Annotated in this window: 21 protein-coding genes; 16 read left to right on the plus strand and 5 right to left on the minus strand. The window is 66.2% G+C overall.

Annotated elements, in window-relative coordinates; all coding sequences use genetic code 11:
* Positions 1-50 precede the first annotated feature (50 nt).
* Genes AC59JP_RS05590 through AC59JP_RS05625 form a run of 8 tightly spaced genes read left to right on the plus strand, consistent with a single transcriptional unit; the run spans position 51 to position 7,069 of the window.
* Positions 51-911 carry a helix-turn-helix transcriptional regulator gene (locus tag AC59JP_RS05590; protein ID WP_497324618.1) on the plus strand — a complete coding sequence of 287 codons (861 nt, stop codon included), beginning with the start codon at positions 51-53 and terminating at the stop codon, positions 909-911.
* Positions 908-2,371, plus strand: a complete 1,464-nt coding sequence (gene sufB, locus AC59JP_RS05595; protein WP_497324619.1) for a Fe-S cluster assembly protein SufB — start codon at positions 908-910, stop codon at positions 2,369-2,371. The genes AC59JP_RS05590 and sufB overlap by 4 nt, the downstream gene beginning before the upstream one ends.
* Before the next feature lie 5 nt (positions 2,372-2,376).
* On the plus strand, positions 2,377-3,561 hold the full coding sequence (sufD, locus tag AC59JP_RS05600) for a Fe-S cluster assembly protein SufD (protein ID WP_497324620.1): 1,185 nt from the start codon (positions 2,377-2,379) through the stop codon (positions 3,559-3,561).
* Between the two features lie 24 nt (positions 3,562-3,585).
* Complete coding sequence (sufC, locus tag AC59JP_RS05605) at positions 3,586-4,359, plus strand: Fe-S cluster assembly ATPase SufC (RefSeq protein WP_497324621.1); 774 nt, start codon at positions 3,586-3,588, stop codon at positions 4,357-4,359.
* Entirely contained in the window at positions 4,356-5,645 is a 1,290-nt protein-coding gene (locus tag AC59JP_RS05610; protein ID WP_497324622.1) for a cysteine desulfurase, read from the plus strand. The genes sufC and AC59JP_RS05610 overlap by 4 nt, the downstream gene beginning before the upstream one ends.
* A gap of 2 nt (positions 5,646-5,647) precedes the next feature.
* A complete protein-coding gene (gene sufU, locus AC59JP_RS05615; protein WP_497324623.1) occupies positions 5,648-6,115 on the plus strand; it encodes a Fe-S cluster assembly sulfur transfer protein SufU in 468 nt (155 codons plus the stop codon).
* A complete protein-coding gene (locus tag AC59JP_RS05620) occupies positions 6,112-6,447 on the plus strand; it encodes a metal-sulfur cluster assembly factor (protein WP_497324624.1) in 336 nt (111 codons plus the stop codon). The genes sufU and AC59JP_RS05620 overlap by 4 nt, the downstream gene beginning before the upstream one ends.
* A gap of 1 nt (position 6,448) precedes the next feature.
* Positions 6,449-7,069, plus strand: a complete 621-nt coding sequence (locus AC59JP_RS05625) for a hypothetical protein (protein ID WP_497324625.1) — start codon at positions 6,449-6,451, stop codon at positions 7,067-7,069.
* Between the two features lies 1 nt (position 7,070).
* Here the strand turns inward: AC59JP_RS05625 and ku are convergent, their stop codons facing one another.
* From ku to AC59JP_RS05640, 3 genes are read right to left on the minus strand one after another with little or no spacing between them, the layout of a single operon-like run.
* Entirely contained in the window at positions 7,071-8,012 is a 942-nt protein-coding gene (ku, locus tag AC59JP_RS05630) for a non-homologous end joining protein Ku (RefSeq protein WP_497324626.1), read from the minus strand.
* 2 nt (positions 8,013-8,014) lie between these two features.
* The gene (locus AC59JP_RS05635; protein ID WP_497324627.1) at positions 8,015-9,220 is read right to left on the minus strand and encodes a lycopene cyclase family protein; all 1,206 of its coding nucleotides are present in this window, start codon (positions 9,218-9,220) and stop codon (positions 8,015-8,017) included.
* Positions 9,160-9,930: an SDR family oxidoreductase gene (locus tag AC59JP_RS05640; protein ID WP_497324628.1), complete on the minus strand. Its 771-nt coding sequence runs from the start codon at positions 9,928-9,930 to the stop codon at positions 9,160-9,162. Before AC59JP_RS05640 ends, AC59JP_RS05635 begins: the two co-directional genes overlap by 61 nt.
* Positions 9,931-10,033: 103 nt before the next feature.
* On the opposite strand from AC59JP_RS05640, the gene AC59JP_RS05645 reads away from it, so the two are divergent.
* Positions 10,034-11,665: an ABC-F family ATP-binding cassette domain-containing protein gene (locus tag AC59JP_RS05645; protein WP_497324629.1), complete on the plus strand. Its 1,632-nt coding sequence runs from the start codon at positions 10,034-10,036 to the stop codon at positions 11,663-11,665.
* Positions 11,666-11,796: 131 nt separating this feature from the next.
* Positions 11,797-12,021 carry a helix-turn-helix domain-containing protein gene (locus AC59JP_RS05650; protein WP_497324630.1) on the plus strand — a complete coding sequence of 75 codons (225 nt, stop codon included), beginning with the start codon at positions 11,797-11,799 and terminating at the stop codon, positions 12,019-12,021.
* A gap of 4 nt (positions 12,022-12,025) precedes the next feature.
* On the opposite strand, the gene AC59JP_RS05655 is transcribed toward AC59JP_RS05650, so the two are convergent.
* Complete coding sequence (locus AC59JP_RS05655; protein ID WP_497324632.1) at positions 12,026-12,601, minus strand: TetR/AcrR family transcriptional regulator; 576 nt, start codon at positions 12,599-12,601, stop codon at positions 12,026-12,028.
* Between the two features lie 79 nt (positions 12,602-12,680).
* The gene (locus AC59JP_RS05660) at positions 12,681-15,476 is read right to left on the minus strand and encodes an aconitate hydratase (RefSeq protein ID WP_497324888.1); all 2,796 of its coding nucleotides are present in this window, start codon (positions 15,474-15,476) and stop codon (positions 12,681-12,683) included.
* A gap of 313 nt (positions 15,477-15,789) precedes the next feature.
* Here AC59JP_RS05660 and AC59JP_RS05665 point away from each other — a divergent pair, with 313 nt between their 5' ends.
* The 6 genes from AC59JP_RS05665 (at position 15,790) to fabG1 (ending at position 22,433) form a co-directional block, all read left to right on the plus strand.
* Positions 15,790-16,311, plus strand: a complete 522-nt coding sequence (locus tag AC59JP_RS05665) for an Rv1476 family membrane protein (RefSeq protein WP_497324633.1) — start codon at positions 15,790-15,792, stop codon at positions 16,309-16,311.
* Positions 16,312-16,921: 610 nt separating this feature from the next.
* Complete coding sequence (locus AC59JP_RS05670; RefSeq protein WP_497324634.1) at positions 16,922-18,391, plus strand: NlpC/P60 family protein; 1,470 nt, start codon at positions 16,922-16,924, stop codon at positions 18,389-18,391.
* A gap of 104 nt (positions 18,392-18,495) precedes the next feature.
* Complete coding sequence (locus AC59JP_RS05675; RefSeq protein ID WP_497324635.1) at positions 18,496-19,683, plus strand: AAA family ATPase; 1,188 nt, start codon at positions 18,496-18,498, stop codon at positions 19,681-19,683.
* On the plus strand, positions 19,680-20,636 hold the full coding sequence (locus AC59JP_RS05680) for a DUF58 domain-containing protein (protein WP_497324636.1): 957 nt from the start codon (positions 19,680-19,682) through the stop codon (positions 20,634-20,636). Before AC59JP_RS05675 ends, AC59JP_RS05680 begins: the two co-directional genes overlap by 4 nt.
* On the plus strand, positions 20,633-21,628 hold the full coding sequence (locus AC59JP_RS05685; RefSeq protein WP_497324637.1) for a VWA domain-containing protein: 996 nt from the start codon (positions 20,633-20,635) through the stop codon (positions 21,626-21,628). The genes AC59JP_RS05680 and AC59JP_RS05685 overlap by 4 nt, the downstream gene beginning before the upstream one ends.
* 61 nt (positions 21,629-21,689) lie before the next feature.
* Positions 21,690-22,433 carry a 3-oxoacyl-ACP reductase FabG1 gene (fabG1, locus tag AC59JP_RS05690; protein WP_497324638.1) on the plus strand — a complete coding sequence of 248 codons (744 nt, stop codon included), beginning with the start codon at positions 21,690-21,692 and terminating at the stop codon, positions 22,431-22,433.
* Positions 22,434-22,458 lie beyond the last annotated feature (25 nt).

Raw genomic sequence — 22,458 nt, forward strand, 5'->3', positions numbered from 1 at the left:
CCAGGGTCCCCTTGCTGGAAGACCTGCAGCAATTCCGTCACACTGGTGTTGTGAAAACGACAGCCGACTCGACGGACCGGTCCACCGGTGCGTCCTCTGCTGCGCCGGAGGGCCAGACCAGGTCCGCCATCGTCACCCTTCTCCTCGAGGACGGACCCGTCAGCGCGTCCGACATCGGGGTCAAGCTCGGCCTCAGTGCGGCAGGCGTGCGTCGGCACCTCGACGCGCTCATCGACGCAGGTGAGGCCCGCTCGACGGTCACCCCCGGACGGTTGCAGAAGGGTCGCGGCCGACCGGCCAAGCTCTTCCAGCTCACCGCCACCGGTCGCTCTCGGCTGGGACACTCGTACGACGATCTCGCAGGCGCCGCGATGCGGCAGTTGCGGGAGATCGGCGGAGACGGCGCCATCGAGACGTTCGCTCGTCGGCGTATCCAGTCGATCGTGGCCGACGTGGTTCCGGCCGACGGTGACTCGCCCGGTTCGGTCGAGGCCACTGCGGACGCAATTTCGCAGGCCCTCACCGACGCCGGGTTCGCGGCGTCGACGCGCCACGTCGGAACCGGCGTTCAGATCTGCCAGCACCACTGCCCGGTATCGCACGTCGCCTCGGAGTTTCCCGAGCTGTGCACCGCCGAGCGTGAGGCGTTCGCCGAACTTCTCGGAACGCACGTCCAGCGATTGGCAACCATCGCGAACGGCGACTGTGCATGCACCACGCACGTGCCGCTCGGCTCCACCGAACTCGGTATTCCCTCGGCCGAATCGAATATCCAGGTCGGGTCCGGCGTTGCACCTGATGTAGCCGGACCAGATGTAACCAGCTCCACCGCACCAGCCCGTCGTAGCGCCCAGCGTCGGATTTCTCGCAGCCATGAATCTCAGCAACGCCTCCGGAAGGAGCACGCATGACCGTCACACCAGACCAGGTCACCCCCCAGGCATCGCCGACCCCGGCAGCGCCGTTGACCCAGGACGAAACCATCGCCTCACTGGGCACCTACGGGTACGGCTGGTCGGACTCCGACGTGGCCGGCGCCAGCGCCAAGCGCGGACTCTCGGAAGCAGTCGTGCGTGACATCTCGCAGAAGAAGAGCGAGTCCGACTGGATGCTCGAGACGCGACTGAAGGCACTGAAGACCTTCGATCGCAAGCCCATGCCCAACTGGGGTTCCGATCTCGACGGCATCGACTTCGACAACATCAAGTACTTCGTGCGCTCCAGCGAGAAGCAGGCGGCGACCTGGGACGACCTGCCCGCCGACATCAAGAACACGTACGACAAGCTCGGCATCCCCGAGGCCGAGAAGCAGCGGCTGGTGTCCGGCGTCGCGGCTCAGTACGAGTCCGAGGTCGTCTACCACTCGATCCGCGAGGACCTCGAGCAGCAGGGCGTCATCTTCATGGACACCGACACCGGTCTGCGCGAGCACCCGGAGATCTTCAAGGAGTACTTCGGCTCGGTCATCCCGGCCGGCGACAACAAGTTCTCCGCACTGAACACCGCGGTGTGGTCGGGTGGCTCGTTCATCTATGTCCCGCCGGGCGTCCACGTCGACATTCCGCTGCAGGCCTACTTCCGCATCAACACCGAGAACATGGGCCAGTTCGAGCGGACGCTGATCATCGTCGACGAGGGCGCGTACGTGCACTACGTCGAGGGCTGCACCGCGCCGATCTACAAGTCCGACTCGTTGCACTCGGCGGTCGTGGAGATCATCGTCAAGAAGGGCGGCCGGTGCCGCTACACGACCATTCAGAACTGGTCGAACAACGTCTACAACCTGGTGACCAAGCGGGCGAAGGCCGAGGCGGGCGCCACCATGGAGTGGATCGACGGCAACATCGGTTCCAAGGTCACCATGAAGTACCCGGCGGTCTGGATGACCGGCGAACACGCCAAGGGCGAAGTTCTGTCCGTGGCGTTCGCGGGTGAGGGCCAGCACCAGGACACCGGTTCGAAGATGCTGCACCTCGCACCGAACACGTCGTCGAACATCGTCAGCAAGTCCGTCGCCCGCGGCGGCGGCCGTACGTCGTACCGCGGCCTGATCCAGATCAACAAGGGCGCGCACGGCTCACGCTCGACCGTGAAGTGCGACGCGTTGCTGGTGGACCAGATCAGCCGCAGCGACACGTACCCGTACGTGGACATCCGCGAGGACGATGTGACGATGGGTCACGAGGCCACCGTCTCGAAGGTGAGCGACGATCAGTTGTTCTACCTGATGAGCCGCGGAATGACCGAGGACGAGGCCATGGCCATGGTGGTGCGCGGCTTCGTCGAGCCCATCGCCAAGGAACTGCCGATGGAATACGCGCTCGAGCTCAACCGGCTCATCGAGCTTCAGATGGAAGGGTCGGTGGGCTAGACCCCATGACTTCTGGTGTCGAGGGCGCAGTTGCGTCCGAAAACAAGAGGGACATCGTCGCGAACAAGGGTGCGCAGTTCACCTCGTTCGACGTGAACGCATTCGAGGTCCCGTCGGGCCGCGACGAGATCTGGCGGTTCACCCCGCTGCGGCGTCTGCGCGGCCTGCACGACGGTTCGGCTGTTGCCGACGGTGCAGCTTCGGTGACGGTGTCCGAGGACCCGTCGGTCACCGTCGAGGTGGTCGGCCGCGACGACGCTCGACTCGGCACCGCCGGCGTTCCGATGGATCGTGTTGCGGCGCAGGCGTACACGTCGTTCACCGAAGCGACCGTCGTGACGGTCGCGAAGGAAGCCGAGCTCGACGGACCTGTCACCGTGTCGGTCGACGGGCCCGGCGAGGGCGTGACCGCCTTCGGCCACATCCAGATTCGGGTGGAGGCGTTCGCGAAGGCGACCGTCGTGCTCGAGCAGCGCGGAAGCGGCACCTACGCGGAGAACGTCGAGTTCGTGATCGCAGACGGCGCCCAGCTGGTCGTGGTCGCACTGCAGGAGTGGGCCGACGACGCGGTGCACGTGGCCGCGCATCACGCCCATGTGGGACGCGACGCCACGTTGCGTTACTTCTCCGTGAGCTTGGGCGGCGACCTCGTCCGCCTGACTCCTGTGGTCAAGTTCGCCGGACCCGGCGGCGACGCGGACCTGCAGGGTCTGTACTTCGCCGACGACGGTCAGCACCTCGAACAGCGCCTGCTCGTCGATCACTCGGCGCCGCACTGCAAGTCGAACGTGGTGTACAAGGGTGCGCTGCAAGGTGATCCGGCGTCGAAGAAGCCCGACACGCACACCGTGTGGATCGGCGACGTGGTCATCCGCGCTGCTGCCGAGGCGACCGAGACGTTCGAGCTCAACCGCAATCTCATTCTGACCGACGGCGCTCGCGCCGACTCGGTGCCGAACCTCGAGATCGAGACCGGCGAGATCGTCGGTGCCGGACACGCCAGCGCCACAGGCCGATTCGACGACGAGCAGTTGTTCTACCTTCGCGCCCGGGGTATCCCCGAGGACGTGGCCAGACGGCTCGTCGTGCGCGGCTTCTTCCACGAGATCATCCAGAAGATCCCGGTCGAGGCCATCCGCGAGCGACTCGAACTCGCCGTCGAAGCCGAACTCGCCCTCACCGGCGTCTGACCGAACCAACGTAAAGGAACTTTCATGTCCACCCTCGAAATTCGCGATCTGCACGTCGACGTGGCCAATGCCGACGTTGCCGGCGAGCACATCGAGATCCTCACCGGCGTGAACCTGACGGTGTCGTCGGGCGAGACGCACGCGATCATGGGTCCCAACGGATCCGGCAAGTCCACGCTGTCCTACGCGATCGCCGGTCATCCGAAGTACCGCGTCACCTCCGGCACCATCACCCTCGACGGTGAGAACGTGCTGGACATGAGCGTCGACGAGCGCGCTCGCGCCGGTCTGTTCCTGGCGATGCAGTACCCCGTCGAGGTTCCCGGTGTCTCGATGTCGAACTTCCTGCGGACGGCGGCGACCGCCGTGCGCGGTGAGGCGCCCAAGCTGCGGCACTGGGTCAAGGAAGCCAAAGAGGCGATGGGTGAGCTCGAGATCAAGCCCGAGTTCCTCGATCGCAGTGTCAACGAAGGCTTCTCCGGCGGCGAGAAGAAGCGCCACGAGATCCTCCAGCTCGGACTCCTCAAGCCGAAGATCGCCATTCTGGACGAGACCGATTCGGGCCTCGACGTCGACGCGTTGCGCGTCGTCTCCGAAGGCGTCAACCGGTACAAGGAACGCGAGAGCGGCGGCATCCTGCTGATCACGCACTACACCCGAATCCTGCGCTACATCGCGCCCGACTTCGTGCACGTGTTCTCTGCGGGTCGGATCGTCGAGTCCGGTGGCGCCGAGCTCGCCGACGAGCTCGAGACCAACGGCTACGAGCGCTTCACCAAGGCCGAGACTCCGGCATGACGGCCGGCGCCGCGACGCTCGACATCGCACGCATCCGCGCCGATTTCCCGATCCTCGGCCGGACCGTGCGGGACGACAAGCCGTTGGTGTACCTCGATTCCGGTGCGACATCGCAGCGACCGGTTCAGGTTCTCGACGCCGAACGCCACTTCCTGACCACGTGCAATGCCGCCGTCCATCGGGGAGCGCACCAACTCGCCGAGGAGGCGACCGACGCCTACGAGGGCGCGCGCGAGAAGATCGCCGCGTTCGTGGGCGCGGACACCGACGAGATCGTGTTCACCAAGAACGCGACCGAATCGCTCAACCTCGTCACCTACGTGCTCGCGGACGACCGGTTCGGGAAGTCGCTGAAGCCCGGTGACGAGATCGTGATCACCGAGCTCGAGCACCACGCGAATCTTGTTCCGTGGCAGGAGCTTGCGCGTCGCACCGACGCAGTTCTGCGGTGGTACGGCGTGACCGACGACGGCCGCATCGACCTCGATTCGCTCGAGTTGAGCGATCGCGTTCGCGTGGTGTCGTTCACCCACCAGTCCAACGTCACCGGCGCCGTCGCGCCCGTCGAGGAGCTGGTTCGCAGGGCGCGCGCCGTCGGCGCACTGGTCGTTCTCGACGCGTGCCAGTCGGTGCCGCACATGCCGGTCGACGTCCACGCGCTCGATGTCGACTTCGCGGCGTTCTCCGGACACAAGATGCTCGGTCCGTCCGGGGTGGGCGTGCTGTACGGCCGCCGCGAACTGTTGAACGCCATGCCGCCCTTCATCACCGGTGGATCGATGATCGAGACCGTCACGATGGAAGCGACCACCTTCGCCGCGCCGCCGCAGCGATTCGAGGCCGGTGTGCCGATGACGTCGCAGGTCGTCGGGCTGGGCGCCGCAGTGGACTACTTGAACGCGATCGGCATGGACGCCGTAGCCGAGCACGAACACACCCTCGGCGTCGAAGCCGTTGCGGCGCTGAGCGACATCGACGGGCTGCGCATCATCGGTCCGACGGACGACACCGCTCGCGGTGCCACCGTCGCGTTCGTGGTCGACGGCATTCACGCCCACGACCTCGGTCAGATCCTGGACGACGAAGGCGTCGCCATCCGCGTGGGACACCACTGCGCGTGGCCGCTTCATCGCCGCTTCGGTGTCGCAGCCACGGCGCGAGCATCGTTCGCTCTTTACAACACCGTCGACGAGATCTCGGTGCTGGCCGATGCGATCCGCCGCGCCCAGAGTTTCTTCGGGACGGCGGGCAGGCCGGAGGCCGGTCGGGTCAGTGGGGAGGTCTGAACATGCGCATGGAGCAGATGTATCAAGAGGTGATCCTCGATCACTACAAGCACCCGCACGGGCGCGGCCTGCGTGAACCGTTCGACGCGGAAGTGCACCACGTCAATCCCACCTGCGGTGACGAGGTGACTCTGCGTGTGCAGATCGAGGACGGCATCGTCACCGACGTCTCCTACGACGGCCAGGGGTGCTCGATCAGCCAGGCGTCGACCTCGGTACTCACCGACCAGGTCACGGGATTGTCGGTCACTGACGCGATGGCCACCGTCGACGCGTTCAACGCGATGATCGGCAGCCGCGGAACCGTCGAGGGCGACGAGGACGTGATCGGCGACGGTATCGCTTTCGCCGGCGTCGCGAAATACCCGGCACGGGTCAAATGTGCCCTGCTCGGGTGGATGGCCTTCAAGGACGCCACCCTGCAGACTTTCACGGTGAACGAGCTCGACCTGACCGGAGGACAGACATGACCGACACACCCACCACCGACAACGTGCTCGAGGACCTCGAGGAGGCGATGCGCGACGTCGTCGACCCCGAACTCGGCATCAACGTCGTCGACCTCGGCCTGGTCTACGACATCCACATCGACGACGACGCCGTGGTCACGCTGGACATGACGCTCACGTCGGCGGCCTGCCCGCTGACCGACGTCATCGAGGACCAGTCGCGTACCGCTCTGGTTCGCAGCGGTCTGGCGAACGAACTCAAGATCAACTGGGTCTGGATGCCGCCGTGGGGCCCGGACAAGATCACCGACGACGGACGCGAGCAGTTGCGGGCACTCGGCTTCACCATCTGACGTGGTGGACAACGAGCTTCTCGACACCACGCGGAAGTCGCTGCACGCCGTCGCCGAGCGTCTGATCGCCGGACCGCAGTACGCCGAGTCGGGAACGATTCGTCTCGAAGTCAGCCCGCGCGGCTTTCGCGGAGTGTCGTCGTCGATCGGCGTCGACGGGACGGATCTCGTGACAGCGGACGGGCGGATACCGCTGTCCGGGTCGATCCGATCCGTGGCCGCGGCTGCAGGGATCACGGCGCAGCCGCCGTCGTTGTACGAGCCGACGGCAGAACTCGGCGACGACGACCCGCTCGAACTCGATGCGGAGTGCGCCGCGTTGATCGCCCAGTGGCTCGAGCAGGGCGACAGCGCACTGCGATCGTTTGCCCCGGACGAGACGCCCGTGTTGTGGCCAGAGCATTTCGACCTCGCCGTCAGTGTCGGCGAGGTCACCTTCGGTGTCTCGCCGGGCGACGCGTCGTCCCCACGCCCCTACGCCTACGTGTCTCCGTGGACGCCGCGCAGCGGAACGTTCTGGAACGCCTCCTTCGGCGCAGCCCGGTCCATCGACGAAGTCGGCGAGAAAGGTGCTCTCGCGGACTTCTTCCAGCGCGGACGTGCAAAGGCTGCTGCCGACTAGATCACGCGCTCTTCTGCGCCGCCTTCTTCGCGGCCGCTTTCTTGGCAGGTGCCTTCTTCGCGGCTGCCTTCTTTGCCGGAGCTTTCTTCGCAGCAGCTTTCTTGGCCGGCGCCTTCTCGGTGGCGGCTGTGGTGTTGCCCTCGGTCTTGGTGTTGCGGCCGGCTGCTTCGACGCTGCGCTGAAGCGCCGCAACGAGATCCACCACCTCGGCGTCCTCGCCCGAGTCGTCCTCGTCGTCGCGTTCGGCGTGCACCACCTTCTCGCCGCCGTTCTCGATGGTCTCCTCCAGCATCTTGCGCAGGTCGAGCTGGTAGTCGTCGGTGAACTCGGTCGGATCGAAGTCCGACGACATGCTCTCGACGAGCGTCGACGCCATCTTCAGTTCCTGCGGGCGCGGCTTCGGTGCGTCGTCGAGGGATCCGAATTCGGCGGCACGTACCTCGTCCGGCCAGAGCAGAGTCTGGATGACCAGAATGTCGTCGCGCACCCGCAGCGCGGCCAGACGCGTCTTCTGTCGGAGAGTGAAGTGCACCAGCGCCGTGCGTTCGGTGTCGTCGAGCGTCTCGCGTAGGAGGACGTACGCCTTGGGCGATGCGGAGTCCGGCTCGAGGAAGTAGCTCTTGTCGTAGAGGATCGGATCGATCTGGTCCGTCGGGACGAACTCCAGTACCGGAATCTCGTGCTTCTCGGCCGCCGGGAGCTTCGCGAAGTCCTCGTCGGTGAGGATCACTCGGTCACCGTCGGGCGACTCGTACGCCTTGTCGATGTCCGCGAACTGCACCGACTCACCGCACACGGAGCACTTGCGGTCGTACTTGATCCGGCCGCCGTCCTTGCCGTGGACCTGGTGGAACTTGATGTCGTGGTCCTCGGTCGCGGTGTACACCTTCACCGGCACGTTGACGAGACCGAAGGCGATGGAGCCTTTCCAGATTGACCGCATGATCACAATCTTGGTGTACGGGTCAGCAGTTTGCCACCACCCACGGCCCTAACGATCGCCAATCGTGACGAAGTGTCGATACCCCCGAACAGCGACGCCATGGCCACGCCGACCCCGATCAGGTCGTCGCGCCCCGACAGGTACGCCCGTTGTCGCTCGATCGGGAGGTCGAAGAACGCGTCGAAGAAGGTGGCGACGCTGTCGTGGGGGAGCGTGGTCAACGCCGACGAACCCAGTGAGCGCAACTTCGACACCGCGGAACTTCGACGCGAGCCGACTCGCGGCATACGCCCGTCGGCGATGTCGATGGCCATCGAATCGGCGAGACACAGCGATGCCGCCACGCTGTAACCCGTTGCCGGGTGCATCAACCCGCCGCGAGCGCCGAACCTGAGCACCCCGGAACGGTCGCCGGGTGGCGGCCGAACCGCGAACCGAACCCGCTCGACGGGTTCGTCTCCCGTGACCTCGTATCCGCGACCGGACAGCCGCGCCGTGAGGCGGGTGCGCAGTACTGCGAAATCGAGTGCGGGCGAGCCGATCAGGCACGTCTCTTCGAGCAGCACTCGATCGTTGCTCAGCGGCACGATGTACAGGAAGCTGGGCAATGCCGCGCCGGTCGTGCCGTTGTCGGTGCGCCAGTCCATGATCCATGCCGAAGCGTCGTCCGACACCCGGCGAGCGACGTCGGGCGAGACGACGATGCCGTAGGCGGTCTGCTCCGGTATCCCCGCGCCGGGTGGGGTGCCGCGCGCGTCGATCACCACACGAGCACGGATGGTGGTTCCATCCGCGAGCGTGATGCGCTCCGGCGTCAATTCCGTTGCGCTGGAAGCGATTCGCTGGGCACCGTCGAGAACAAGTTGGTCCTGGAGTGCCGCGGTATCGAGCACGGTGTAGGGGCGGTGGAGCACGCGCGGTCTCGTGCCCCACACCGAGGGAGTCGCAGTTTCCGTCGACCGAGCGGCGGCGGGGAGCCACGCCGGGAGCTCGTCGCTCCACGCCGCGTACGTGGGTGTCCAGCGACGATCGGGGTGCGGATCCACCACGACCACCGACGCGCCGTGTACCAGCGCGCGGTGGGCGAGTGCGCGCCCCGCCGGGCCGCAGCCGACAACCGCGAGGTCGACGATCGTGGTGGACGAAATCAGAGGGACCCGGTCGCGAGCAGACCGCCGTCGACGCGCACGGTCTCGCCGGTGATCCACGACGCGTCGTCGGAGGCGAGGAACGCCACCAGGGACGCAACGTCCTCGGGCGTGCCGAGGCGCTTCATGGGATAGCCCTTCGACACCTCGTCCTCGCCGGCCGCGACGAGCGCTTCGGCGAACTTGGTCTTCACCACGCCCGGGGCGACGGCGTTGACCCTGATCTTCGGTCCGAGCTGCCAGGCGAGTTCCTCGGTCAGGCGGATCAACGCGGCCTTCGAGGCGCCGTACGCGGCAATGACACCGGTGGAGCGCAGCCCCGCGACGCTGGCCAGGTTGACGATGGCGCCGCCGTGTTCGCCCATCCATGCGCGGTGCGCCTGCTGGATGTAGCCCAAGGTGGCGACGACGTTCGTCTCGAAGATCTTGCTGACACCGGCCAGGTCGGCCTCCATCAGCGAGCCGTAGACGGGATTGATACCCGTGTTGTTGATCAAGATGTCCAGCGATCCGAACTCGGCGACGGTGCGGTCCACGGCCTCGGCTCGCGCCTGTTCGTCGGCCGCGTTGCCTGCGATCGCCAGCACCCGACCACCGTCGACGCCGGCGCGGAGATCGGCGGCTGCTTCCTCGAGCGGTTCGGGCTTGCGCGCCGTGATCGTCACGGCCGCGCCGCGGGCCAGAAGCTGTGCTGCGATGGCCTTGCCGATGCCGCGGCTCGCGCCCGTGATCAGCGCGGCTCGTCCGGCGAGGTCCTGTTCTCCAGTCATGGCCAAAGGTTAGCCAAGTCACTGCAGAGTGGGAGAAGCGGCTTGCGCGGCGCGGTAAAATTCGAAGTTGCTTTAGTTTCCGACCTTTTGGGAGAACCCTTTAGTGATCACCGCCACCGACCTGGAGGTTCGTGCCGGCGTACGGACGCTTCTGTCCGCACCCGGCCCGGCCCTGCGCATCCAGGCGGGCGACCGGATCGGTCTGGTGGGTCGTAACGGTGCCGGAAAGACCACCACGCTGCGCGTCCTGGCGGGAGAGGGTGAGCCGTACGCGGGGGAGGTCGTGCGGACCGGCGAGCTCGGCTACCTGCCGCAGGACCCCCGTGAGGGCAACCTCGAGATGCTGGCCAAGGACCGGGTGCTCTCGGCCCGTGGGCTCGACACACTGCTGCACGACATGGAGAAGCAGCAGGCGCTCATGGCGGAGGTCGCCGACGAGGCGTTGCTGGACAAAGCCGTGCGCAAGTACGGCGAGCTCGAGGAGCGGTTCTCCTCGCTGGGCGGATACGTCGCCGAGAGCGAAGCGGCTCGTATCTGCAACAGCCTCGGCCTTCCGGATCGCATCCTGGGCCAGCAGCTTCGTACGTTGTCCGGTGGTCAGCGCCGACGCGTCGAGTTGGCGCGGATCCTCTTCGCCGCGTCCGACGGCAGCGGCGGGCGTTCGGGAACCGTGTTGCTGCTCGACGAGCCGACGAACCACCTCGACGCCGACTCCATCACCTGGCTGCGCGGATTCCTGCAGAGCCACGAAGGTGGGCTGGTGGTGATCAGCCACGACGTGGAACTGCTGGGTGACGTGGTGAACCGCGTCTGGTTCCTCGACGCCGTCCGCGGTGAAGCCGACGTCTACAACATGAACTGGAAGAAATACCTGGACGCCCGTGCCACCGACGAGCAGCGTCGACGCCGCGAGCGCGCGAACGCCGAGAAGAAGGCGGGAGCGCTGCGCATCCAGGCGGCCAAGATGGGTGCGAAGGCGACCAAAGCCGTTGCGGCACAGAACATGGCGAAGCGAGCCGACAAGCTTCTGGCCGGACTCGATGCCGAACGCGTCTCCGATCGCGTCGCGCACATTCGCTTCCCCGAACCGGCTCCGTGCGGCAAGACACCGCTCATGGCCAAGAACCTCACCAAGATGTACGGCTCGCTCGAGATCTTCGCCGGCGTGGACCTCGCGGTGGACCGCGGCAGCCGAGTGGTCGTTCTCGGACTCAACGGTGCGGGCAAGACCACTCTGCTCCGCATTCTCGCCGGCGCCGAGCAGTCGGACGCGGGCGAACTGGTGCCCGGCCACGGTCTGCGCGTCGGATACTTCGCACAGGAACACGACACCCTCGACGACATGGCGACCGTGTGGGAGAACATTCGACACGCCGCGCCCGACACCGGTGAGCAGGAACTTCGCTCGCTGCTCGGGGCCTTCATGTTCACCGGGCCGCAACTCGAGCAGCCGGCGGGCACCCTGTCCGGTGGTGAGAAGACACGACTCGCGCTGGCGGGGCTCGTGTCTTCGGCGGCCAACGTCCTGTTGCTCGACGAGCCGACCAACAACCTCGATCCCATCTCGCGTGAGCAGGTATTGGACGCACTGCGCAGCTACAAGGGCGCTGTGGTGCTGGTCACACACGATCCCGGCGCCGCGGAGGCTCTTTCTCCCGAGCGCGTCATTCTTCTTCCCGACGGCAGCGAAGACCATTGGTCGCAGGACTACCTGGAGCTCATCACGCTGGCATAACCAGGGATGGGTGTGAATTGTCCCAAAATGCTGCCCACATCCTGGTGTGCGCTCTAACCTGGGCTGGAGACCAGAAGCCGGGCAGGCGTCGGTTTCTGTCGTTTTCGACGGACCTACGGACTGGAGGCACCATGGCAGAGACCAACCAGTCGACCTCGATGACCAAGGGTGCCCGCATCACCGGCGCCCAGCGCGATCGTCTGCACGACGAGCTCAAGAGCCGCTACGAGGGCGGCGAGAGCATTCGGTCGATTGCCAAGTCGATGGGGCGTTCCTACGGCTTCGTGCACAACGTGCTGGCCGAGACCGATGTGGAACTGCGCAAACGCGGGGGAGCGAACCGCCGCAAGGCCTGAGCCGTCACGTCCGCGACGCTTGCGTCCGCACCGATGCTTCGACCAGATCCAGCACGGCCGACAGGTTCTCCGATCCCTGCCCGGTCGCCATGCGGGCCACCAACCCGTCCATGACCAGGTCGAGGTAGCCGAGCAACACTTCCGTCGGGACGTCGTCGCGCAGGCGCCCCGCCGTCTTCTGACGTTCGAGGCGATGCAGCACGGCGTCCTGTAGCTCTGCCGAGCGCTCCGACCAGCTGGCGCGGAACTCGGCGTCGGTGCGCAGTCGTCGCGCGATTTCCAGACGCGTCCCGAGCCAGTGAAACTGCTCGGGCGACGCCAGCATGTCGCGCATGACCTGGACGAGGCCCTGATTGGCCGCGACGTCGGCCATGCGGAGAGCGTCGTCGCGGGCGAGGGCCAGGAACAGACCGTCCTTGTCCTTGAAGTGGTGGAAGATCGCCCCGCGCGAGAGCCCGGTCGCCTCCTCGAGGCGACGCACGGTGGCACCGTCGTATCCGAACTCGGCGAAGCACGCGCGCGCTCCGTCGAGAATCTGGCTACGGCGAGCGGCCAGATGGTCCTCGCTCACCTTGGGCATGGGTTCCTCCTTCCGGCACTACGCAGAACGCGCACGACCATCGCGATCGGATGGTCGTGCGCGTTCCGGGGTCGAACGATCAGGCGATCATGTTGCGCAGGACGTACTGCAGGATGCCGCCGTTGCGGTAGTAATCGGCCTCACCGGGGGTGTCGATGCGGACCACGGCGTCGAATTCGACGGTCGAGCCGTCTTCCTTCGTCGCGGTGACCTTCATCGTCTTCGGGGTGGTGCCCTCGTTGAGCTTCTCGATACCGACGATGTCGTAGGTCTCGGTGCCGTTCAGCTTCAGCGAGGCGGCGGATTCGCCGGCCGGGAACTGCAGCGGCACGACGCCCATACCGATCAGGTTCGAGCGGTGGATGCGCTCGAACGACTCGGTGATGACCGCCTTGACGCCGAGGAGCGAGGTGCCCTTGGCCGCCCAGTCACGCGAGCTGCCGGATCCGTACTCCTTGCCGCCCAGCACGACCAGCGGGATGCCGGCCTTCTGGTAGTTCTGCGCCGCGTCGTAGATGAAGGCCTGCGGGCCGCCCTCCTGGGTGAAGTCGCGGGTGTAGCCGCCCGAGACGTCGTCCAGCAGTTCGTTGCGGAGACGGATGTTGGCGAAGGTGCCACGAATCATGACCTCGTGGTTACCGCGGCGCGACCCGTAGGAGTTGTAGTCCTTCTTGTCGATGCCGTTGGCGTCGAGGTACTGCGACGCCGGGGTGCCCGCCTTGATGTTTCCGGCGGGTGAGATGTGGTCGGTGGTGACCGAATCGCCCAGCAGCGCGAGAACGCGTGCACCCTTGATGTCGCTGACCGGAGTCGGCTCCTTCGGCATGCCGTCGAAGTACGGGGGCTTACGCACGTAGGTGGAATCCTCCGCCCACTCGAAGGTCTTGCCCTCGGGGGTGGGGAGTCCGCGCCAGCGCTCGTCGCCCTTGAAGACGTCGGCGTAGCCCTTGACGTACATCTCCTGCGTGATCGAGGAGTTGATGGTCTCCTGGATCTCCTTGGCCGACGGCCAGATGTCCTTCAGGAAGACGTCGTTGCCGTCGCCGTCCTGACCCAGGGCGTCGTGCTCGAAGTCGAAGTCCATCGTTCCGGCGAGTGCGTAGGCGATGACCAGCGGCGGCGAGGCCAGGTAGTTCATCTTCACGTCCGGCGAGATGCGGCCTTCGAAATTGCGGTTGCCCGAGAGCACCGCGGTGGCCGTCAGGTCCGACTCGTTGATCGCCTTGCTGATGGCGTCGTCGAGGGGGCCGGAGTTACCGATGCACGTCGCGCAGCCGTAGCCGACGAGGTAGAAGCCGAGCTTCTCCAGGTACGGCCACATGCCGGCCTTGTCGTAGTAATCGGTGACGACCTGCGATCCCGGTGCCATGGAAGTCTTGACCCACGGCTTGGACGTGAGGCCCTTCTCGACGGCGTTGCGGGCGAGCAGAGCCGCACCGAGCATGACCGACGGGTTGGACGTGTTGGTGCACGAGGTGATCGACGCGATCACCACGGCGCCGTGGTCGAGCACGAACTCGCCCTTCTCGTCCGACATCACCTTGGTCGGCTTCGACGGCCGACCTTCGGCGCCGTTGGCCGCGGAGTGCAGCGGCACCGCGTCGTCGTCCGCGAAGGACAGCGTCGCGGGATCCGATGCCGGGAAGCTCTCGTCGAGGTTCTCGTCGAGCTTCGACTTGTGATCGCCGTCGAGATCCTCGCCGCCGACGTAGTTGTGGATGTCCTTGCGGAACGCAGTCTTGGCGTCCGACAACAGGATTCGGTCCTGCGGGCGCTTCGGTCCGGCGATGGACGGAACCACGTCACCGAGATCGAGTTCGAGGTACTCGGAGTACTCGGCCTCGTGCTCGGAGTCGTGCCACAGGCCCTGCTCCTTGGCGTACGCCTCGACCAGAGCCAGCTGCTCCTCGCTGCGCCCGGTCAACGCGAGGTACTTCACGGTCTCGTCGTCGATCGGGAAAATGGCTGCGGTGGAACCGAATTCGGGGCTCATGTTGCCCAGGGTCGCGCGGTTCGCCAGAGGAACCTCGGCCACGCCCTTGCCGTAGAACTCGACGAACTTGCCGACGACGCCGTGCTTACGCAGCATCTCGGTGACCGTGAGGACGACGTCCGTCGCGGTGACGCCCGGCTTGATCTCGCCGGTCAGCTTGAAGCCGACGACGCGCGGGATGAGCATCGACACGGGCTGGCCCAGCATGGCCGCCTCTGCCTCGATGCCGCCGACGCCCCAGCCGAGCACACCGAGGCCGTTGACCATGGTGGTGTGCGAGTCGGTGCCGACACAGGTGTCGGGGTAGGCCTGACCGTTACGGACCATGACGGTGCGAGCGAGGTGCTCGATGTTGACCTGGTGCACGATGCCGGTGCCGGGCGGGACGACCTTGAAGTCGTCGAACGCGCCCTGGCCCCAGCGCAGGAACTGGTAGCGCTCGCCGTTGCGCGAGTACTCGATCTCGACGTTGCGCTCGAACGCGTCGGCGCGGCCCGCCACGTCGATGATCACCGAGTGGTCGATGACCATCTCGGCGGGAGCGAGGGGGTTCACCTTCTCCGGGTCGCCGCCGAGTGCGGTGACGGCCTCACGCATCGTGGCGAGGTCGACGATGCACGGAACGCCGGTGAAGTCCTGCATGATCACGCGGGCCGGCGTGAACTGGATCTCGATGCTCGGGTCCGCGGACGGATCCCAGTGTGCAATGGCTTCGATGTGGTCTTTGGTTATGTTTGCGCCGTCCTCGGTGCGCAGCAGGTTCTCGGCGAGAACCTTGAGCGCATAAGGAAGCTTTTCTGTACCCGGTACGGCACTGAGTCGGAAGATCTCGTAGGAGTTCTCACCGACTTCCAGTGTTCCCTTGGCACCGTAGGAATCGATACTTGCGGTCACGTCAGCTCCACTCGTCTTCAGGGCTGCCATCGACGGGGCTGTGTCGACGGCCTAACGAAACGGTGCGCACCGCCGCGGAGAGTCGCGGACTCTCGGGTTCGGCAGCGTCGCCGTGTCTCGCTTACAGATTCTAACAGTACGCTTGTCCTGTGAGATTTTCGACGCGCGTACCTCTCGAATCCTCACGTAACCACAGCGCTTCCGCAACGCACCTGAGAACTCGCGCGAGTCGGTCCGGCGCGGTCCGAGCCGTCACGTAGGGTCTGGGCATCACCGGCCCACTTCACATCACGGATGGACGATGTCGACACCGTTTCTTGCACTGCCCACCGCCGCGGCAACGCCCGTGTCGGCCGTGATCCCCGCCGGCGTGAACGTCGCCGAAGTGATCGCGGACGTGCAGGACGACTCGATCTCCGCCCCCGCAGCCGATGTCGACGGACTGGCGGCCGCTGTCGCCCGCGCCGAAAGCGACGGAATACCACTGTCCATCGTGGTGGTGGACCGGGACCCGGGTCAGGATTCGCAGCTCCGCGACCTCGCGACACAGGTCGGCGCATCCGAAGGCGGCACCGTCCTGGTGCTCAGTCCCGGGCAGGTCGGGTCGTTCAGCGACAGCATCAGCCGCGTCGTACTGGAAGCAGGCCAGGACCGGACCTACGTCGGGAACCCGGTCGTGGCAGCGGACAACTTCGTCGACGAGATCACCGGCCCGGGCACGCCGTGGACCGGATACACCGTCGTACTGATCCTCATCGTCGCCGTCGTAGTGGCGGCCACCTATGCCGCGCACGTGCGGCGATTTGCGGGTGGGCGTTCCTGAGCTCCGGGGTTTCCTGAGGTTCGGGCACCTCGGATTGCCTGAGGCCCGCGCGATCGGCGGTGCTTGGGGCGAACGGGAGTGCACGTAGGGCGGCGCGGTCGTTGGGCGACGCTTCGGCCGCATAGCCCGCGAAGCGCCTGCAATCCCGCGAGCGGCTGACGCTCAGCATTCGCGCACCCGCAATCGGCGGTGCTCCAACTCCGTGCACCACGGATTGCCTGAGGCGCTCGCAATCGGCCGTGCCCGGAGCAAATCGGAGTGCACAAATAGCCGACAAAGCCTCGGCCAGCAGAAAACGTCACGAACCGGACCTCCCACAGCGCCGCTCCGGAAAAAGTCCAAAGGACTATTTCGGCACATAACCGCAGCTCGAGGCAGTAGTTGCGCATGAAATTACTTTGATGTTATTTGTGACTGGAGTTCCGTAAGAGTGCAAAGTGTCGTACGGTTCGCATGGCACTGCTTGGGGAAGGAGTGTCGCAGAGGGACCGGAAACACCTGTGGGGCTCATGCGGCTCGTGCGGTTGTTTCCGGAGCTGGTTTCGGTCTGCGGGTTCTTCCCTGCGTCAGGCGCGGGTGGGGCCGCGGCGCGAAACCGAGGGAGACATACGTGAGGCGAAGTACCACTGGCGGGGTCAAGCGCCGTGGCGTGCAGATACTGCTCGGCCTGGGCATGATCGCAGCGATCGTGACCGCCACCCCGAACCTCGCGTCAGCCGTACCGCCTCCACCGCCCAATCCGTCCGATTCCGACCTCGCCGCCGCAGGCGCAGCGGTCGACAGTCAGGCCGGCCGAGTGGGCCAGCTCATCGACCTCGTGGCGTCGGCCAACCAGCAGCTCGCAGCGCTGGACGATCAGGTCGCGATCAAGCGTGAAGAGGTCAACAAGGCTCTCGTCGACCTGCAGAATGCGCGCGACGCGGCCGATGTCGCTGCGGCAGTCGTCTCGGCGGCGCAGCAGGCGCTCGCCGACGCGGGAACCATGATCGCGGCGGCCCAGCAGAAGTTCGACCAGTTCGCGGTGAGTGACTACGTGAAGGGCACCGGATCGGCGGGCATCACGTCGCTGCTCGGCGCGCAGGGGCCGCAGGACGTTCTCGATCGCGCTCAGATTCTCAAACTGCTTGCGTCCAAGCAGAATTCGGTTCTCGACAACCTGCAGCGAGCGCGTACCGATCAAGCCAACAAGGATTCGGCCGCCCGCGCGAGCAAGCAGCAGGCCGACCAGGCCGCCGCGGAAGCCGACGCCAAGAAGGCCGAGGCGCAGAACGCCATCGAGGCCGCCGTCGCAGCTCAGCAGGAGCAAGCGGCACAGAAGGCCGCCATCGAGACGGACCGCAACAACGCACAGGCCGAGCTCGATCAGGCTCGTAGTTCCGCCGCGGGCCTCGAAGGGCAGCGCGAGCAGTACAACCAGTGGGATCAGCAGCGTCAGGCCGAGCAGGCTGCTATCGCCGCCGCGCAGCAAGCCGCCAAGGAGGCAGCAGCCGCAGCGGCGACCCGCGTCGCCGCGGAGACTGCCGCCAACCAGCTCGCCGCGTCACTGGCCGCCGACGAGCGAAGCCACACCGATATCGATTCGACCCCGTCGACCACCACCAAGCCCAGCACGACCAAGCCCAGTACGACGGCCAAGGTCGACACATCGCTGACCGGCAGTGCCGCCATCGAGCTGGTCGTCGACCGCGGCATGTCCCAGCTCGGAGTTCAGTACTCCTGGGGCGGCGGCAACGCGAACGGTCCGACGAAGGGAATCCGGGACGGCGGTGTTGCGGACAGCTACGGCGACTACAACAAAGTCGGCTTCGACTGCTCGGGCCTGATGATGTACGCCTTCGGCGGGCTCGGCATCAAACTGCCGCACTACACCGGCTACCAGTACACCGCCGGAACGCAGATCCCGTCCGCCCAGATGAAGCGCGGCGACATGATCTTCTACGGTCCGAACGCCAGTCAGCACGTGGCGCTCTACCTCGGCGACGGCAAGATGCTGGAGGCTCCGCAGTCCGGTGACGTGGTGAAAGTCTCGCCGGTGCGCTACAGCGGCATGACGCCGTACGTCGTGCGAATGGTGGACTGAGTTCCCCTCGGACCACGCCGGTAGAACCTCTACTGCGCGACACCTGGAATAGTGGAGCGAGATACGGCACACATGTTCGGCCCAGGTGAGAAAGCGGTGGATTCTTGGTGACTTCACGGGACGGCGATTCGGCTGACCTCGCGAGCGATGTACAGACTCTCGAGAAAGCCATCTACGAAGTCAAGAGGGTCATCGTCGGGCAGGACCGACTGGTCGAGCGCATTCTCGTCGGGCTGCTCGCGCGAGGACACGTTCTCCTCGAAGGCGTACCGGGCGTCGCGAAGACGCTGGCCGTCGAAACGTTCGCGACTGTCGTCGGCGGCTCCTTCTCGCGCGTGCAGTTCACCCCGGACCTCGTGCCCACCGACCTGATCGGTACGCGCATCTACCGGCAGGGCCGAGAGGAGTTCGACACCGAACTCGGACCGGTCGTCGCCAACTTCGTTCTGGCCGACGAGATCAACCGCGCCCCGGCCAAGGTGCAGTCCGCGCTCCTCGAGGTGATGGCCGAGCGGCACGTGTCCATCGGTGGCCGCACTTTCCCTATGCCCGATCCGTTCCTGGTCATGGCGACGCAGAACCCCATCGAGAACGAGGGCGTGTACCCGCTGCCCGAAGCTCAGCGCGACCGCTTCCTCTTCAAGATCATCGTCGACTACCCGTCGGTGGAGGAGGAGCGCGAGATCGTCTACCGCATGGGTGTCGCCCCGCCCACGCCCAAGCAGATCCTCGATCCGGTCGAGTTGGTGCGTCTGCAGAACGTCGCCGCGACGGTGTTCGTCCACCACGCCCTGGTCGACTACGTCGTGCGGGTCATCGCCGCGACCAGAACGCCGGAGGAACTCGGGTTGACCGACGTCGCCGGCTGGATCGCGTACGGAGCGTCACCTCGCGCGACGCTCGGCATCATCGCGGCCTCGCGCGCTCTGGCGTTCGTCCGTGGTCGCGACTACGTCGTGCCGCAGGACGTCCTGGAGGTCATTCCCGACGTTCTGCGTCACCGTCTCGTGCTGTCGTACGACGCCCTCGCCGACGAGGTGACGCCCGAACAGGTGATCACCCGGATTCTGCAGACGGTCGGTCTGCCCCAGGTCGGCGCGCAGCCGGTTCCGCCCAGCCCGCAAGGTCCGCCGCAGCAGCAGGCTCCCCAGCAGCAGGGTCCTCAGCAGCAGGGTCCTCAGCAGCAGGGTCCGACGAACGGGTATCAGCAGAACGGTCCGCAAGCACCGAACGGTCCCCACCAGCAACCGGCCATGCAGAAGCAGACCCCGGCCTCCGATCCGACGCGGTGACGTCCGCGGACGAGCCACGGCGCGGTCGCGGCGGACCACCTTCGTTCCGGTCCGGGTCGCTGGAGGACCCGCACCTCGCTGCCGCGCTCCGCACGCTGGAGTTGACGGTGCGACGCCGGCTCGACGGGGTGTTGCACGGTGACCACCTCGGTCTGATTCCCGGTCCGGGTTCGGAACCGGGGGATGCTCGCGAGTATCAGCCCGGCGACGACGTCCGGCAGATGGATTGGTCTGTCACCGCTCGGACCACGCACCCGCACGTACGGCAATCGGTCGCCGATCGTGAACTCGAGACGTGGCTGATCGTCGACATGTCGGCCAGTCTCGATTTCGGGACCACCGGGTGCGAGAAGCGCGACCTCGCCGTCGCCGCTGCAGCTGCGATCACGCATTTGACGAGCGGCGGCGGAAACCGCATCGGGGCGGTGATTGCCAACGGCGAGAACGTGGTTCGCATTCCTGCCCGCGGTGGACGCGTGCACACCCAGTCGATGTTGCGGCGAATCGCGACGACTCCCCACGCCGCCGACGGTGTGCGAGGTGACCTGGCCGGAGCCATCGACTCGCTGCGCCGCCCGCAGCGGCGCCGTGGGATGGCCGTGGTGATCAGCGACTTCCTCGGGCCGTTGGACTGGGAGCGCCCGATGCGCGCCATCGCAGCGCGGCACGACCTGCTGGCCGTCGAGGTGCTCGATCCGCGCGATCTGACACTCCCCGACGTGGGCGACATCGTCCTGCACGACCCCGAATCCGGACGCACGCGCGAGTTCACGACCACCCCGCAGTTGCGTGCGGACTTCGCCCGCGCGGCCGCCGACCACCGAGACGACGTCGAACGCGTGCTGCGGCAGTGCAATTGCCCTCGGATGACCCTGCGCACGGACGGTGACTGGATCGCCGACGTCGTCCGATTCGTCTCGCGCCGTCGACACAGCATCGGTTCCGGCGCATGAGCTTTCGAGATTTCTCCTCACCGTGGTGGCTGCTGTTCCTGGTGGTTGTCGTGGCGATGGCGATCGGGTTCGTTCTCGCCGCTCGCCGTCGGCAGCGCAACACGATGCGCTTCACGAACATGGACCTGCTCGAGAAGGTCGCGCCTCGCCGCCTCGGCATCTCCCGGTACGCGCCGACCGCGCTGATCCTCGCCGGGTTGATGTTCCTCACCGTCGCGCTGGCAGGTCCCACCGCGGATCAGCGAGTCCCACGCAACCGAGCAACGGTCATGCTGGTCATCGACGTGTCGCTGTCCATGGAGGCGACGGACGTCGCGCCGGATCGGCTCGTGGCCGCCCAGGAAGCCGGAAAGTCGTTCGCGGACGGGCTGACTCCCGGCATCAACCTCGGCCTGGTGGCGTTCGCGGGCACGGCGTCCGTGCTGGTCTCACCCACGACGAACCGAGACGCGGTGAAGAGCGCGATCGACAAGTTGCAACTCGCCGAGCGCACCGCGACGGGTGAAGCGATCTTCACGGCGATGCAGTCCATCGACACCCTCGGCGCCGTCCTGGGCGGGGGAGATGCGGCGCCACCTGCCCGCATCGTGCTGCTGTCCGACGGCAAACAGACCGTGCCGGAGAGTCCGGACGATCCGCGTGGCGGATACACCGCAGCTCGTGAGGCCCAGACGAAGGACATTCCGATCTCGACCATCTCGTTCGGAACGTCGTACGGCACGGTCGACATCACCGACGACCAGGGCAACACCGAACGGGTCCCGGTCCCGGTCGACGATCCGTCGCTCAAGGAGATCGCCAACCTCTCGGGTGGCAACTTCTTCACCGCGTCGAGCCTGGAGGAACTCCGCAGCGTCTACGACACGCTCGAGGAGCAGATCGGATTCGAGATCACCAAGGGCGATGCCTCGAGACCTTGGTTGATCGCTGGAGTTCTGCTGACCGCGGCAGGAGTTGTCACAGCGTTGGGCCTGCGTCAGCGACTTCCCTGACACTCGTCGGTAACATCTCCCGAGATTATTCGAACCAGCTACAGCAAAGGTGACTTTTTCTATGCCCCCGGAGCAGCCCACGGCACTCAAGCCCGACTTCGTGTCCCGATCGGTCCTCGTCACGGGCGGAAATCGAGGCATCGGTCTCGCCGTGGCGCGGCGCCTCGCCGCCGACGGACACAAGGTCGCCGTCACCCACCGCGGCTCGGGTGCACCCGAGGGCCTGTTCGGCGTGACGTGCGATGTCACTGACTCCGAGTCCGTCGAGGCCGCGTTCACCGAGGTCGAGAAGCATCAGGGTCCCGTCGAAGTTCTGGTGGCGAACGCCGGCATCACCGACGACACGCTGCTGATGCGTATGACGGAAGAGCAGTTCACCCGCGTGCTCGACGCCAACCTGACCGGTGCGTTCCGCGTCGCCAAGCGAGCCAACCGCGCGATGCTGCGGGCACGGTGGGGCCGTCTGGTGTTCCTCGGCTCCGTGGTGGCCATGGCCGGTGGCCCCGGACAGATCAACTACGCCGCGTCCAAGGCCGGTGTGGTCGGTATGGCTCGATCCATCACCCGCGAGTTGGGGTCGCGTTCCATCACCGCGAACGTCGTCGCACCCGGTTTCATCGAGACCGACATGACGGCCGATCTCGACGAGAAGCTCCGCACCATGGCGCGCGACTACATCCCGCTCAAGCGTCTCGGCACGCCGGAGGACGTCGCGGCGGTCGTCAGCTTCCTGGCGTCCGAGGACTCGGCGTACGTCTCGGGCGCGGTCATTCCCGTCGACGGCGGCATGGGCATGGGCCACTGAGCCCTCACCGATTTTGTTCTGACTC

The sequence above is a fragment of the Rhodococcus sp. 320_ES genome, from assembly GCF_059691855.1.

Excerpts from the sequence above, each read along its gene's own strand:
- sufB (WP_497324619.1), top strand. The coding sequence starts at position 908 with ATGACCGTCACACCAGACCAGGTCACCCCCCAGGCATCGCCGACCCCG.
- sufD (WP_497324620.1), top strand. The coding sequence starts at position 2,377 with ATGACTTCTGGTGTCGAGGGCGCAGTTGCGTCCGAAAACAAGAGGGAC.
- sufC (WP_497324621.1), top strand. The coding sequence starts at position 3,586 with ATGTCCACCCTCGAAATTCGCGATCTGCACGTCGACGTGGCCAATGCC.
- AC59JP_RS05610 (WP_497324622.1), top strand. The coding sequence starts at position 4,356 with ATGACGGCCGGCGCCGCGACGCTCGACATCGCACGCATCCGCGCCGAT.
- sufU (WP_497324623.1), top strand. The coding sequence starts at position 5,648 with ATGCGCATGGAGCAGATGTATCAAGAGGTGATCCTCGATCACTACAAG.
- AC59JP_RS05620 (WP_497324624.1), top strand. The coding sequence starts at position 6,112 with ATGACCGACACACCCACCACCGACAACGTGCTCGAGGACCTCGAGGAG.
- ku (WP_497324626.1), bottom strand. The coding sequence starts at position 8,012 with ATGCGGTCAATCTGGAAAGGCTCCATCGCCTTCGGTCTCGTCAACGTG.
- AC59JP_RS05640 (WP_497324628.1), bottom strand. The coding sequence starts at position 9,930 with ATGACTGGAGAACAGGACCTCGCCGGACGAGCCGCGCTGATCACGGGC.
- AC59JP_RS05650 (WP_497324630.1), top strand. The coding sequence starts at position 11,797 with ATGGCAGAGACCAACCAGTCGACCTCGATGACCAAGGGTGCCCGCATC.
- AC59JP_RS05655 (WP_497324632.1), bottom strand. The coding sequence starts at position 12,601 with ATGCCCAAGGTGAGCGAGGACCATCTGGCCGCTCGCCGTAGCCAGATT.
- AC59JP_RS05665 (WP_497324633.1), top strand. The coding sequence starts at position 15,790 with ATGTCGACACCGTTTCTTGCACTGCCCACCGCCGCGGCAACGCCCGTG.
- AC59JP_RS05685 (WP_497324637.1), top strand. The coding sequence starts at position 20,633 with ATGAGCTTTCGAGATTTCTCCTCACCGTGGTGGCTGCTGTTCCTGGTG.
- fabG1 (WP_497324638.1), top strand. The coding sequence starts at position 21,690 with ATGCCCCCGGAGCAGCCCACGGCACTCAAGCCCGACTTCGTGTCCCGA.